Source organism: Streptomyces sp. RLA012, assembly GCF_056270325.1.
The window spans coordinates 2,853,500-2,868,202 of the sequence record NZ_JBWDPA010000002.1; the positions used below are offsets into that span (position 1 = coordinate 2,853,500).

Below are 14,703 nucleotides of genomic sequence, written 5' to 3' on the forward strand. Positions count from 1 at the left end.
GGACCGCCGCTCCACCCCGGACCGCCGCTCGGCCCCGGACCGCCGGCCCGTCTTCGACTGCGGCTCCGTCGCCGCGTGCTCCCCGGTGTCGAACTCGGTCATCGTCGCTGAATCCCTTCGTCGTGGGCACGTCCGGGACGGACGGCCGGGCGCACACGACTCTGGGGGAGCAACCTGAGGCGAACCTGAAATGCGGCGGAGGGAGTGCCTGGTCGACGACAGCGAACCGCTCCCTTCCGGGCGCCGGGGCGAGCCGTTGTTCCGTCACCCGTGCTTGGCGCACACCTTGACCTGATGCCTGGTCCGGCGCTTGCGAACGTATGTCGCCGCCGAAGAAAGTGTCAACGATTTCGTTGACCTTCATGGCTCGCGCACAGTCGCCACAGGCCGCGCAGGCCGCGCAGGCCGCGCAGGCCGCGCAGGCCGCGCAGGCCGCGCAGGCCGCATAAGCCGCACGGGTCACCCCGGGGGCGGTACCGAGGGTGGTCGGGCTTCAGGCCGACGCGGGCGCCGGAGTGGGCGCCGGGTCCGGGGTTCTGGCGCCGTCGGCCGGGGGCAGTTCGAGCGTGAACTCCGTACGGCCCGGGGCACTCTCCACGCGGATGCGACCGCCATGGGCGGCGGTGACCGCCTCGGCGATGGCGAGTCCGAGGCCGGAGCCGCCCTCCGTGGGGTTGCCGCGGGAGCGCGAGGCGTCGCCCCGGGTGAAGCGTTCGAAGACCGACGGGAGCAGATGCTGCGGAATACCGGGGCCGTCGTCGCGCACGCGGATCGTGCAGGACACGTCCGTGGCCTCCACCGAGGCGACCACGGTCGTGCCAACAGGCGTATGCACACGGGCGTTGGCCAACAGGTTGGCCACCACCTGGTGGAGCCGTGCCTCGTCGCCGACGACCAGGGCCGGGGAGTCCAGCAGCAGCGCCAGCTGCCAGTTGTGGGTGTCCCCGGCGGCCCGCGCGTCCCACACCGCCTCGGCGACCAGCGCCGCGAGGTCCACCTCCGCCGAGTGCAGCGGCCGGCCCTCGTCCAGCCGGGCGAGCAGCAGCAGGTCCTCGACGAGGCCGGTCATCCGGGCCGACTCGGCGGAGACCCGGCGCCAGGCCAGGGTCGGCTCGATCCACTCGGTGCCGCGGTTCATCAGTTCCGCGTACCCGGCGATGGACGCGAGCGGTGTACGGAGTTCATGGCTGGCGTCGGCGAGGAAGCGGCGCATGCGTTCCTCGCCGCGGCGCATCTCCTCCTCGCCGCGCTGGCGTTCGGCGAGGGAGGACTCGATGTGGTCGATCATGCGGTTGAGGGCGGCACCGACCTGCCCCGCCTCGCTGCCGGGGTCGGTGTCGCGTTCGGGGACCCGGGTCAGGCCGGTGACCTCGCCATGGCCCAGCGGGGAGCGGGAGACCTCGACGGCGGTGGCGGCGACCCGACCGAGGGGACGCAGTTGGCGCCGTATGACGACCGCGCAGACGCAGCCCGCGGCGGTCAGGCCGATGGCGGCCACCACGGCCTCGACCGCGATCAGGCGGCCGATCATGTCCTGTACGTCGCCCATGGGCAGCCCGGTGAGGACGGGGACGCCGTCGCCGCCGAGAGCGGTCACCCGGTAGCTGCCGAGGCCCGGGACGGTACGGGTGTGCAGGGAGCCGTCCGTGGTGATGCCGTCGAGGGCGGCACGCTGGGCGGCGCTGAGCGTCCACTGCCCGCCGTCGTGGGTGACGACCTCGGCGGCGAGGATCTTGCCGTCGTCGTCGAACCGGGCGGCGAGGGTGCCGACGGCCTGCCCCCGCTCGCTGAGGAACCCCAGGTCCGTGTCGTCGCCGGTGCGGCGCTGGAGCCCGCCCTGGCTGCGTGCGGCGGCGTCGCTGACGCGCTGGTCCAAGGTGCCGAGCAGATAGTCGCGTTGGGCGAAGACGGTGGTGAGGGCCATGGCGGCGCACACGGCGACGAGGATGGCGCTGATGAAGAGGAGAAGGCGGGTACGCAGGGAACGGCCCCGCGGAGAACGGCCCTGCTGGGAACAGGGACGGCGGGAACGGAGGCGCTGATAACGGGTGCGCGGGGAATCGGTGCGCGGGGAATCGGTGCGCGGGGAATCGGTGCGCGGGGAATCGGTGCGCGGGGTGTTTCGGAAGCTCATCTCCCGTCCTCCACCGGCCGGATCGCGTACCCCACCCCACGCACCGTGTGGATCATCGGCGCCCTTCCTCTGTCGATCTTCCGGCGCACGCTGGAGATGTAGACCTCGACCAGGTTCCCGCCGCCGTCGAAGGCACTGCTCCACACGTGGTCGAGGATCTGGGCCTTGCTCAGCACCTGCCGTGGATGGCTCAGCAGGAGGCCGAGCAGGTCGAACTCCTTGGCGGTGAGCCGGACCGGCGTACCGTCGCGGCGCACTTCTCGGGTCTCCTCGGTCAGGACGAGATCGCCGAGCACCAGGACGGAACCGTCGGTCCGTGCCCGTTCGGCTCCGGCCCGGCGGAGCAGTCCGCGCAGCCGCAGGACGACCTCCTCCAGGGAGAAGGGCTTGGTCACGTAGTCGTCGGCGCCCGAGGACAGGCCGTCGATGCGGTGCTCCAGCGCGTCACGCGCGGTCAGCATGAGGACGGGCAGTTCCGGGTTCTCGTACCGCAGCCTGCGCAGCACCTGGATTCCGTCGAGGTCGGGCAGCATCCCGTCGAGCACGACCGCGTGCGGGGCGCAGCCGCGGGCGACGCGCAGCGCGCTGTGCCCGTCGGCGACCGGGTAGGGCCGCCAGCCCGCCTCGGTGACGGCCACCGGCAGCAGTTCGGTGAGCGCGGGCTCGTCGTCGACGATCAGCACGCGAACGCGGTCGCCACGAGCACGCTCGCCACGGACGCCGACACCGCGCACACGCTCGTCGCGGACGCGGCCGTCGCGAACGCCGTCGCCGGAGACAGGTTCGCTTGAGACACGTTCGCTTGAGACACGTGTGCCGCGGACACGTTCGCTTCGGGTGCCAGACATATGACGATCCTGTCCCGGTTCGCTGGGAGAACCCTGTGTTCCGACTTTGCCGCAGCCGTGCGAAAGGGCGCGCGCGAGCCGCTGACCGTGGTGAACGGCCGTACGCGGACCACCGACCGTACGGAAAGGTTCTCAACCTCCTTGGCCGAAGGGGGCATTGGCACGGCCCGGCCACAGGAATCCCTTGAGCCCCTTCCTGCTTGGCCCGCACAGTGGTCCAGACCTCACCAGGTCTCTCAAGGGGAGGAAAGCCCACAGATGCGAAGACTCCACGCCCTCTGGGCCATGACAGGCGCCGCCGCTCTGCTCACGGGTGCGATAACACCCGCGACAGCGGCCCCGACCCCCTCGCCGAACGCCCCATCGGGCACGGCGCAGGGCAGCACCCGGACCGTCACCCTCATCACCGGAGACACGGTCTCCCTCACCACGGCCGCCGACGGGAAGAACGCCGTCGACGTACGGCACGGCCAAGGCCGCGAAGGCATCAACTTCGTGACCACCGAACAGAAGGGCGAGGTCAGCGTCACACCCGAAGACGCGATCCCGCTCGTCCAGGCAGGCCGCCTCGACCCGGCCCTCTTCAACATCAGCCAACTCGTCAAACAGGGATACGCCGACGAGAAGACCGGCACTATCCCGCTGATCGCCACCTACCGAAAGGGCACCGAGACCCCCGAAGGCACGCGCCGGACGCTCACCCTGCCCGGCATCGACGGCGCCGCGCTGAGCGCGAACAAGTCGACCGCGTCGACCACCTTCTGGGCGGACATCGCCCCCACCCCCGGCACCGACCCCACCGCCAAGGCCGCCCAGCAGCTCGGCGACGGTCTCGACAAGCTGTGGCTGGACGCCAAGGTCACCGCATCCCTCGACGTCAGCGTTCCGCAGATCGGCGCCCCCGACGTGTGGAAAGCGGGCTTCGACGGCACGGGCATCAAGATCGCCGTCCTGGACACCGGCGTGGACACCGGACACCCGGACCTCGCCGGCAAGATCGCGCAGTCCGAGAGCTTCGTCCCCGACGAAGGAATACAGGACGGATTCGGCCACGGAACACACGTGGCCTCCACCCTCGTCGGCTCCGGCGCGGCCTCCGGCGGCCGCTACAAAGGCGTCGCACCAGGCGCGGAACTGGCCGTGGGCAAAGTCCTCGACGACACCGGACACGGCCAGGAGTCGTGGATCATCGCCGGCATGGAATGGGCCGCCAACTCCGGCGCCAAGATCGTCTCCATGTCGCTGGGCGGTACGGCGTACGGTCCCTCGGATCCGCTGAGCGAGACGGTGGACCGGCTCTCGGCGTCCACCGGAACCCTCTTCGTCATCGCGGCCGGCAACAGCGGCCCGGCCGACCGGACCGTCGGCACGCCGGGTATCGCGGACTCCGCGCTCACGGTCGGCGCGGTCGACAAGTCCGACCAGCTGGCCTCCTTCTCCAGCCGCGGTCCGCGCCTCGGTGACTCGGCGGTCAAGCCCGAGATCACCGCCCCGGGCGTCAACATCACCGCGGCCCGCGCCTCCGGCACCACCATGGGCACACCCGTCGACGACCACTACACCACCGCGAGCGGCACCTCGATGGCGACCCCGCACGTGGCAGGCGCCGCGGCACTGGTCGCGCAGGCACACCCGGACTGGACCGGCGAGCAGATCAAGCAGTCCCTCGCCAGCACCGCCAAAACACAGGCGGACGCCGATGTCTTCCAGCAGGGCGACGGCCGGGTCGACGCGGTCCGGGCGGTCGAGCAGGGCGTCTTCGGCACCTCGACGCTGAGCTTCGGCACCTACGACGACGGCGACACCGCGGTCGACAGCAAGGACATCACCTACACCAACACCACCGACAAGACAGTGGTGTTGACACTCGGCTCGACCCTCGACGAGCTGACCCTGGGCGCCGCCACCGTGACCGTCCCGGCGCACGGCACCGCCACGGTCCCGGTCGGGGTCGACCCGGCGAAGGAGGTCCAGGGCCGCTACACGGGTCACGTCACGGCGAGCGGCGAGGGCGTCCTGGTCACCACGGGCGTCGGCTTCGAGAAGGCTCCGAAGTCGTTCGAGCTGAAGGTGAACCTGATCGGCCGCGACGGAAAGCCGATCACCGGATCCGCGCTGTACACCATGCAGGAGCTGAACGGCGCCCACCCCAACGAGTACGGCAATCTGCGCGCCGACAACACCTGGCAGGTCCCGGCGGGCACGTACTCCATCGGCACCTGGATCTACGACCGCGACGGGGGCGGCGTGGCCGTCGGAACCTCGGTCGTCGGCGATCCCGAGATCAAGGTCGACGGGGACACCTCGATCACCCTCGACGCCCGCACGGCGGTGGAGATCAAGCCGAAGACGAAGGAGGACTCCGAGTCCAAGGGCTTCACCACCTCCTGGCACCGCGAAGGGCCGGGCAGCTCCTTCGGGATGTCCTACGGCCAGGGCTGGTGGACCAAGCACATCTACGTGGCGCCGACCAAGCCGGTCACGCAGGGCAGCTTCGAGTTCTACTCCAAGTTCCGCCTGTACGCGAAGGACTTGACGGCGAGCGTCGTCGGCCCGGAGAAACTGCCATTGTCGATGTACTACTCGCAGACGTACAACGACTTCCCGACGAAGATCAACGGTAGCCACACCGTGCAGGCGGTGGACGCGGGCGGCGGTACGGCGGCCGACTTCGCGGGACTCGACGTCAAGGGCAAGGTGGCGGTGGTCGGGCTCGGCGCCACCGAGCGGTCGGATGCCGCACTGACCAACGCGACCGCGGCCGGGGCCGGTTACCTCATCACCTACCGCAAGACCCCCGGCTTCTGGCTCGAAGCCGTCAACCACGCGACCACCGTCCCGCTGATGATCGCCACCGGCGAGGAGGGCGCCAAGCTCACCAGCCTGCTGCAGACCGGCAAGAAGGTCACGCTGAAGCTGGGCGGCACGCCGGTCAGTCCGTACGTCTACAACGTGGTGTTCCCGCAGAAGGGCGCCGTCTCCGCGAACCAGACGTACCGCCTCGACAGCTCCAACACCGTGAAGCGGACGGCCCGTTACTACGGGGCCCAGGCCGGCGCGATCGGCTTCGACACCGCGTACACCTTCCGTCCCTATCAGCTCTTCGGCGTCGACAGCGGCCAGTACTTGCCGCTCGGCACCTCGCGCACCGAGTACTACAACGTCGACCCCGGCACCCGTACCTGGCATGTCGTCTACCCCGACTGGCGGGCGGGCAAGGGTGAGTGGAGTCCGCTGCGGACCTTCGACAAGGCGGGTACGGAACCCGCCGAGGACTGGCTGCGCCAGGTCGTCCGCCCGGCGAGCAGCGAGGAGTACGGCCCCTCGGAGCGCACCGGCGACAAACTCACCATGTCCATACCGGAGTTCGGTGACTCCACGGCCGGCCACTACGCATACGTGGACGGCACGCAGGACACCGCGAAGGGCAAGCTGTACGCGGACGGACAGCTGGTCGGCGACTCGCTCATCGGCGGGTACGGCGTCTTCGACGTCCCGGCGGCGAAGACCTCGTACCGCTTCGTGCTCGACGCCCAGCGCAGGGCCGACTGGGCTCGCTACTCCACCAGCACGCACACGGAGTGGTCCTTCTCCTCGGCGCACACGACCACGCAGACGGCGCTGCCGGTGCTCTCCGTCGACTACAACCTGCACGGGCTCGATCTGCTCAACCGCGCCGAGGCCAAGAAGAAGACGAAGCTCGGACTCTCCCTCCGGGACCAGGCGGGAAGGGTCAAGGCCGGTTCGCTGAAGGCCTGGGTGTCGTTCGACGACGGCGCGTCCTGGAAGGAGGTGAAGGTCCGCCACGGGCGGACGGAGATCAAGCACCCGAAGGGAGCGGAGTTCGTGTCGCTGCGGGTGCTGGCCTCCGACAGTGCCGGAAACCAGATCGACCAGACCGTGCTGCGGGCGTATGGCCTGAAGTAGACCACCGCTCACACCGATGCAACAGGTCCGACGAGAGGGACCCCTGCCGCGAGCCCCTGGTTCGCGGTGGGGGTCTTCGCCTTCGACGGACGCCTCTGCCGGACCCGCGACTGCTGCTGCCGCAGCCGTCCGAGCGGTGTCGCGGTCGCCAACTCCCTTGGCCGAAGAAGGCATTGGCACGCCCCGGCCACAGGAATCCCTTGAGCCCCTTCTCCCCCGGCCCGCACAGTGATCCAGACCTCACCAGGTCTCTCAAGGGAAGGAAAGCCCACAGATGCGAAGACTCCACGCCCTCTGGGCCATGACAGGCGCCGCCGCTCTGCTCGCGGGAGCGGTCGCACCCTCGGCAGCGGCCCCGACCCCCTCGCCCGACGCCCCACCGGGCACGGCGCAGGGCAGCACCCGGACCGTCACCCTCATCACCGGCGACACCGTGTCGCTCACCGCCGGACCGGACGGAAAATATGCCGTCGACATCCAGCGCGGCAAGGGCCGTGAGGCCGCCACCTTCCTGTCGAGCGAGCGCGACGGCGAGGTCAGTGTCCTGCCGGCGGACGCGATCCCGCTGGTGAAGGCGGGCCGTCTCGACCCAGCCCTGTTCAACGTCACCCAGCTGGTGAAGCAGGGATACGCGGACGCGAAGACCGGCACCACCCCGGTGATCGCGACGTACAAGAGCGGCAGCGCGACCCCCGACGGCGCACGCCGGACGCTCAAGCTGCCCGCGATCGACGGGGCCGCGCTGAGCGCGAAGAAGTCGACCTCCTTCTGGGCCGACATCGCCCCCGCTCTCGGCACCGAACCGACCACCAAGGCCGCCAAGCAACTCGGCGAGGGCATCGACAAGATCTGGCTCGACGGCAAGGTACAGGCGTCCCTCGACGTCAGCGTGCCGCAGATCGGCGCACCCGAGGTGTGGAAGTCGGGCTACGACGGCAAGGGCGTCGACGTCGCGGTCCTGGACACCGGCGTGGACACCGGGCACCCGGATCTGGCGGGGAAGATCGCCGAGACGCAGAGCTTCGTACCGGGCGAGACGGTGCAGGACGGTCACGGTCACGGCACCCATGTGGCGTCCACGATCGTCGGCTCGGGCGCGGCCTCGGACGGCAAGCGCAAGGGCGTCGCGCCGGGCGCTGATCTGTTCGTCGGCAAGGTGCTCGACAACACCGGCCACGGCCAGGACTCGTGGATCATCGCGGGCATGGACTGGGCGGCCCACTCCGGGGCGAAGATCGTCTCCATGTCGTTGGGCGGTACGGCGACCGGCCCCTCCGACATCCTGAGCGAGACCGTCGACGAGCTGTCCGCGTCCACCGGCACCCTCTTCGTGATCGCGTCGGGCAACTCCGGTCCGGCCGAGCAGACGGTCGGCACCCCGGGCATCGCCGACTCGGCGCTGACGGTCGGCGCCGTCGACAAGTCCGACAAGCTCGCGTCGTTCTCCAGCCGTGGCCCGCGCCTCGGCGACTCCGCGGTCAAGCCGGAGATCACCGCGCCGGGCGTGGCCATCACGGCGGCCCGCGCCGCCGGCACCACCATGGCCGGCAGTACGCCGGTCGACGACTACTACTCGACGGCGAGCGGTACGTCGATGGCGACCCCGCATGTCGCGGGCGCCGCGGCGCTGGTCGCCCAGGCCCACCCCGACTGGACGGGCCAGCAGATCAAGCAGGCGCTGGCGACCACGGCGAAGACCATGCCGGACGCCGACGTCTTCCAGCAGGGCGACGGCCGCGTCGACGCCGTACGGGCGGTGAATCAGGGCGTCTTCGCGACCCCGGCACTGAGCTTCGGCAAGTACGAGGAGGCCGACACCGAGGTCGCCACCAAGGACATCACGTACACCAACACCACGGACAAAGCGGTGGAGTTGAAGGTGTCCTCGTCACTTCGCGACGCCGCACTGAACGCGGACGCGGTCACCGTCCCGGCGAAGGGCACCGCCACCGTCGCGGTCACGGTCGACCCGGCAAAGGAGGCGACGGGCCGGTACACGGGCCACATCACCGCGAGCGCCGACGGCGTCCTCGTCACCACGGCCATCGGCTTCGAGAAGCTGCCGCAGACCTACGACCTGAAGGTGTCGCTGCTGGGCCGTGACGGCAAGCCGTCCACGTCCGCGTCGCTCTTCATGCTGCAGGAGCTGAACGGCGCGTACGCGGACACCTACGGGTTCATCGGCAGCGGCTACACCTTCAAGGTGCCGGCCGGTACGTATTCCATGGCGTCCTGGATCTCCAAGCGGGACGCGGCCGGACTGGAGGTCAACACCTCGATCGTCGGTGATCCGGAGATCAAGGTCGACAAGGACACCGAGGTCGTCCTCGACGCCCGCAAGGCGGTCGAGATCAAGCCGAAGACCAAGGAGGACTCCGAGTTCCGGGGCTTCACCACCACCTGGCACCGGGAAGGCCCGGGCACTGGCTTGGGGGTGACCTACAGCCAGGGCTGGTGGACCGACCACGTCTATGTGGCGCCCACCGAGAAGGTCACCCAGGGCGTGTTCGAGTTCTCCTCGAAGTTCCGGCTGTACGCCAAGGAACTGACGGCGAGCGTCACCGGCCCGGAGAAGTACGCGCTGCCTCTCGACTACGCGCAGACGTACAGCGGCCTCCCCGTGAAGGTCAGCGGTGATCACACGGTGCGGGCGGTGGACGCGGGCGCCGGAACCGCGGCCGACTTCAAGGGACTCGACGTCAAGGGCAAGGTGGCGGTCGTCCACGTGGGCGCCGGTAAGACGGCGGACGAGGCACTGACCAACGCGACCGCGGCCGGGGCCGGTTACGTCCTCGCCTACAAAGAGACGCCCGGGTACTGGCTCGGCTCCGTGCAGAGCATGACCATCCCGCTGATGCTCGCCACCGGCGAGGACGGCGCGAAGCTCGGCGCCCTGCTGAAGAGCGGGAAGAAGGTCAAGCTGAAGCTGACCGGCACTCCGGTCAGTCCGTACGTGTACAACGTGATGTTCCCGCAGGTGGGGGCCGTCTCGGCCAACCAGACGTACAACCTGAACAGCTCCAGCACGGTGAAGCAGACGGTTCGCTACCACGGGGCCCGGGCCGGTGATGTCGGCAAGGACGCCGTGTACCGGTACCGCCCCTGGCAATCGGCCGACATCGCGACCTCCAACAACGTGCAGCTCGGCACGGAGCGCACCGAGTACTACAACGTCTCCGACACCCGGATCTGGCACGCCGTCTATCCCAACTGGCAGGCGAGCCAGCCTCAGTGGGGTGCCGTGCGGACCTTCGACAAGGCGGGCAAGCAGCCCGCCGAGGACTGGCTGGGCCAGGTCGTCCGCCCGGCGACCGCTCAGCAGTACGGCCTCTCCCAGCGCACCGGTGACAAACTCTCCCTCCGGATCCCGGAGTTGAGCGATGCGACACCGGGCCACTACGGATCCGTGGACAACGTCCTGGACACCGCGAAGGGCAAGCTGTACGCGGACGGGCAGTTGGTCGGCGACACCGCCCTCGGCGGCTACGGCACCTTCACCGTCCCGGCGGCTAAGTCCTCGTACCGCCTCGTGGTCGACACGCAGCGCACGGCCGACTGGGCGTCGTACTCCACCGGCACCCACACCGAATGGTCCTTCGCCTCGGCGCACACGGACCAGCAGACGGCGCTCGGGCTGCTCTCGGTCGACTACGACGTGGCCGGGCTCAACCTCCTCAACAGCGCTGAGGCCGGGCACACGTCGAAGCTCGGCCTCTCCGTCCGGAACCAGTCGGGCGGCGTCACCGCCAGTTCCCTGAAGGCCTGGGTCTCGTACGACGACGGCACCTCCTGGAAGGAAGTGAAGGTCAAGAACGGCAAGGCGGAGCTCAAGCACCCGAAGAAGAGCGCCGGGTTCGTGTCGCTGCGCGTACGGGCCACCGACCGGGACGGCAACACGGTCGACCAGACGGTCGTACGGGCGTTCGGCCTGAAGTAGGCGACCTCCGTCAAACATTGCGAAAATCCTTAACAAAGATCGTCTACCGTGCCGGGCCATGGTGAACACGGCATACGACACGGCAAGGGAGACCCCTGCCGCGAGCCCCTGGGCCGCGGTGGGGGTCTCCGCGTTCGACGAGCTGTTGTACCAGGCAATCCTCAACCAGCCCGACGCCGGCGCGGCCGGCTGGGCGCTGCTGACCGGTGCCTCCCCGGCCCGGGTCCGCGAGGCCTGCAACCGGCTGCTCACGCTCGGGCTGCTGCAACCACCGGACTCCATGGGCGGGTTACGGGCGGTCGACCCCCGGGTGGCGATCCGCGGGCTGATCCGGCGGCGCGAGACGGAGTCCGAACTGCTGGCCGCCACCGCCGAGGAGATGGCGACCGCGTACGAGGCGGGGCTGCTTCGCGAGGAGCCGTCCCGGCTGGTCGAGGTGGCCTCCGGCGAGGGCGCCATCGCGGCACGCCTGGAGGAGATGTACGCGCGCGCGGAGCACGAGGTGTGCCTTTTCGACACACCGCCGTATCTCGCCCCGCCCGCTCCGCAGGTGGGTCTCCAGGCCGATCTGCTCAGCCGCGGAATCGTCTCTCGGGGGATCTACGCGGCGACCGGCCTGGAGGATCCGAAGGTCCTGTCCCGCGCCCTGAGTATGGTCGAACTCGGCGAGCAGGCCCGGGTGTTGCCGACCGTGCCGCTCAAGCTGCTGGTGGTCGACGGATGCCGGGCGCTGCTGCCGCTGACCGCCTCCGCGGCCGGCGGCTACTGTGCCGTCGTGGTGTGGCACTCGGCGGTCACCGAGGCCTTGCAGAAGCTCTTCGAGCTGGCCTGGCAGCAGGCGACCCCGCTCGGCCAGCCGGTCTCCGACGGTGAACTCACCGAGGACGAGCGGACGTTGACGCGGCTGCTGGCCGCCGGGATGAAGGACGAGGCGGTCGCCCGTCACCTGGGGGTGAGCCTGCGGACACTGCGCCGCCGGGTGAGCGATCTGCAGGAGCGGCTGGGTGCGGCGAGCCGTTTCCAGCTGGGGATGCGGGCGTCTCAGCGCGGTTGGGTGTAGGCGCGCGGACGTGTCGTCGCATGCGAAGGGCCGCACCCCTGCGAAGAGGGGTGCGGCCCGGCCGCCGTACCGGATCGCCTACTTGCGGATCAGGTTGCGCAGCACGTACTGCATGATGCCGCCGTTGCGGTAGTAGTCCGCCTCGCCGGGGGTGTCGATGCGGACGACCGCGTCGAACTCGACGCCGGTGTCGGTGGTGACCTTCACCGTGCGCGGGGTGGTGCCGTTGTTGAGCTCCTCGACGCCGGTGAAGGAGAAGGTCTCCTCGCCGGTGAGGCCGAGGGTCTCGGCGGTGGCGCCCTCCGGGAACTGCAGCGGCAGGACGCCCATGCCGATGAGGTTCGAGCGGTGGATGCGCTCGTAGGACTCGGCGATGACGGCCTTGACGCCGAGCAGCGCGGTGCCCTTGGCGGCCCAGTCGCGGGACGAGCCGGAGCCGTACTCCTTGCCGGCCAGGATGACCAGCGGGATGCCCTGCTCGATGTAGTTGCGCGAGGCGTCGTAGATGAACGCGACGGGCGCGCCCTCGACGGTGAAGTCGCGGGTGTAGCCGCCCTCCGTGCCCGGCGCGATCTGGTTGCGCAGGCGGATGTTGGCGAACGTACCGCGGATCATGACCTCGTGGTTGCCGCGGCGCGAGCCGTAGCTGTTGAAGTCACGACGCTCGACACCGTGCTCCGTGAGGTACTTGCCTCCGGGGGTGTCGGCCTTGATCGCACCGGCCGGGGAGATGTGGTCGGTGGTGACCGAGTCGCCGAGCTTGGCGAGGACGCGCGCGCCGGCGATGTCCGAGACCGGGGTGGTCTCCATCGTCATGCCCTCGAAGTAAGGGGGCTTGCGCACGTAGGTCGACTGCGGGTCCCACTCGAAGGTGTTGCCCTCGGGGATCGGCAGCGCCTGCCACTGGGCGTCGCCCGCGAAGACGTCCCGGTAGGACTTGTTGAACATGTCCTCGCCGATGGCGTTCGCCACGACGTCGTTGACCTCGGCCTCGGAGGGCCAGATGTCGGCCAGGAAGACCGGCTTGCCGTCCTGGTCGGTGCCGAGGGCGTCGCGGGTGATGTCCACCTTCATGGAGCCCGCGAGGGCGTAGGCGACGACCAGCGGCGGGGAGGCCAGGTAGTTCATCTTGACGTCGGGGTTGATCCGGCCCTCGAAGTTGCGGTTGCCGGAGAGGACCGAGGTGACGGCGAGGTCGTGCTCGTTGACGGCCTTGGAGACCTCCTCCGGCAGCGGGCCGGAGTTGCCGATGCAGGTGGTGCAGCCGTAGCCGACGAGGTTGAAGCCGACCTTGTCGAGGTAGGGGGTGAGGCCCGCCTTGTCGAAGTAGTCGGTGACGACCTTGGAGCCCGGGGCGAGGGTGGTCTTGACCCACGGCTTGCGGGTCAGGCCCTTCTCCACGGCCTTCTTCGCGACGAGCGCGGCGGCGACCATGACGTACGGGTTCGAGGTGTTGGTGCAGGAGGTGATGGCCGCGACCGTCACCGCGCCGTGGTCGATCTCGTACGTCGAGCCGTCGGGGGCGGTGACCGTGGTCAAACGGGTCGGTACGCCGTTGGTGGTGGCCGGGGAGTCGGAGGCCGGGAAGGACTCCTTGCCCGCCTCGTCGTCCTCGTCGACGTAGTTGCGCACGTCCCGCGCGAACTGCTGCGCGGCGTTCGCGAGGACGATGCGGTCCTGCGGGCGCTTCGGGCCGGCGATGGAGGGGACGACCGTGGAGAGGTCGAGCTCCAGCTTCTCGGAGAAGTCGGGCTCGGCGGCCGGGTCGAGCCAGAGGCCCTGCTCCTTGGCGTATGCCTCGACGAGCGCGAGCTGCTGCTCGCTGCGGCCGGTCAGCTTCAGGTACTTGATCGTTTCTGCGTCGATCGGGAAGATCGCGGCCGTCGAGCCGAACTCCGGCGACATGTTGCCGATGGTGGCGCGGTTCGCGAGGGAGGTGGCGGCGACGCCCTCGCCGTAGAACTCGACGAACTTGCCGACGACGCCGTGCTTGCGCAGCATCTCGGTGATCGTGAGCACCAGGTCGGTGGCGGTGGTGCCCGGGGTGAGCTCACCGGTCAGCTTGAAGCCGACGACGCGCGGGATGAGCATGGAGACCGGCTGGCCGAGCATGGCGGCCTCGGCCTCGATGCCGCCGACGCCCCAGCCGAGCACACCGAGGCCGTTGACCATGGTGGTGTGGGAGTCGGTGCCGACGAGGGTGTCGGGGTACGCCTGCCCGTTACGGACCATGACCGTACGCGCCAGGTGCTCGATGTTCACCTGGTGGACGATGCCGGTGCCCGGCGGGACGACCTTGAACTCGTCGAAGGCGGTCTGGCCCCAGCGCAGGAACTGGTAGCGCTCCTTGTTGCGGCCGTACTCCAGCTCGACGTTCTGCGCGAAGGCGTCGTTCGTGCCGAACTTGTCGGCGATGACGGAGTGGTCGATGACCAGCTCGGCCGGGGCCAGCGGGTTGATCTTCGCCGGGTCGCCGCCGAGCTCCTTGACGGCCTCACGCATGGTGGCGAGGTCGACGACGCAGGGCACGCCGGTGAAGTCCTGCATGATCACGCGGGCGGGCGTGAACTGGATCTCCTGGCTGGGCTGTGCCTGGGAGTCCCAGTTACCGATGGACCGGATGTGGTCGGCGGTGATGTTCGCGCCGTCCTCGGTGCGGAGCAGGTTCTCCAGCAGCACCTTCAGGCTGTACGGAAGGCGAGCCGAGCCTTCCACCTTGTCCAGCCGGAAGATCTCGTACGACTCGTCGCCCACCTGCAGCGTGCTGCGGGCGTCGAAGCTGTTCGCCGACACGACA

6 protein-coding genes are annotated in these 14,703 nt (G+C 69.6%); 3 read left to right on the forward strand and 3 right to left on the reverse strand.

Going from position 1 to position 14,703, the window contains the following annotated elements; genetic code table 11:
- Positions 1 to 493: 493 nt before the first annotated feature.
- Both RV986_RS13215 and RV986_RS13220 read right to left on the reverse strand, forming a co-directional pair.
- Positions 494 to 2,134, reverse strand: coding sequence for a sensor histidine kinase (locus RV986_RS13215; RefSeq protein WP_475917583.1), 1,641 nt, complete (start codon positions 2,132 to 2,134; stop codon positions 494 to 496).
- Positions 2,131 to 2,817 carry a response regulator transcription factor gene (locus RV986_RS13220; RefSeq protein ID WP_475917584.1) on the reverse strand — a complete coding sequence of 229 codons (687 nt, stop codon included), beginning with the start codon at positions 2,815 to 2,817 and terminating at the stop codon, positions 2,131 to 2,133. The genes RV986_RS13215 and RV986_RS13220 overlap by 4 nt, the downstream gene beginning before the upstream one ends.
- Positions 2,818 to 3,240: 423 nt before the next feature.
- Here RV986_RS13220 and RV986_RS13225 point away from each other — a divergent pair, with 423 nt between their 5' ends.
- The 3 genes from RV986_RS13225 (at position 3,241) to RV986_RS13235 (ending at position 11,906) form a co-directional block, all read left to right on the forward strand.
- The gene (locus RV986_RS13225; protein ID WP_475917585.1) at positions 3,241 to 6,909 is read left to right on the forward strand and encodes a S8 family serine peptidase; all 3,669 of its coding nucleotides are present in this window, start codon (positions 3,241 to 3,243) and stop codon (positions 6,907 to 6,909) included.
- A gap of 274 nt (positions 6,910 to 7,183) precedes the next feature.
- Positions 7,184 to 10,846 (forward strand): S8 family serine peptidase, encoded by a 3,663-nt coding sequence (locus RV986_RS13230; protein WP_475917586.1) that lies wholly within the window; start codon positions 7,184 to 7,186, stop codon positions 10,844 to 10,846.
- Positions 10,847 to 10,904: 58 nt separating this feature from the next.
- Positions 10,905 to 11,906, forward strand: coding sequence for a response regulator transcription factor (locus RV986_RS13235; protein ID WP_475917587.1), 1,002 nt, complete (start codon positions 10,905 to 10,907; stop codon positions 11,904 to 11,906).
- A 78-nt stretch (positions 11,907 to 11,984) separates the two neighbouring features.
- Here the strand turns inward: RV986_RS13235 and acnA are convergent, their stop codons facing one another.
- Positions 11,985 to 14,699, reverse strand: a complete 2,715-nt coding sequence (gene acnA / locus RV986_RS13240) for an aconitate hydratase AcnA (protein WP_475917588.1) — start codon at positions 14,697 to 14,699, stop codon at positions 11,985 to 11,987.
- Positions 14,700 to 14,703 lie beyond the last annotated feature (4 nt).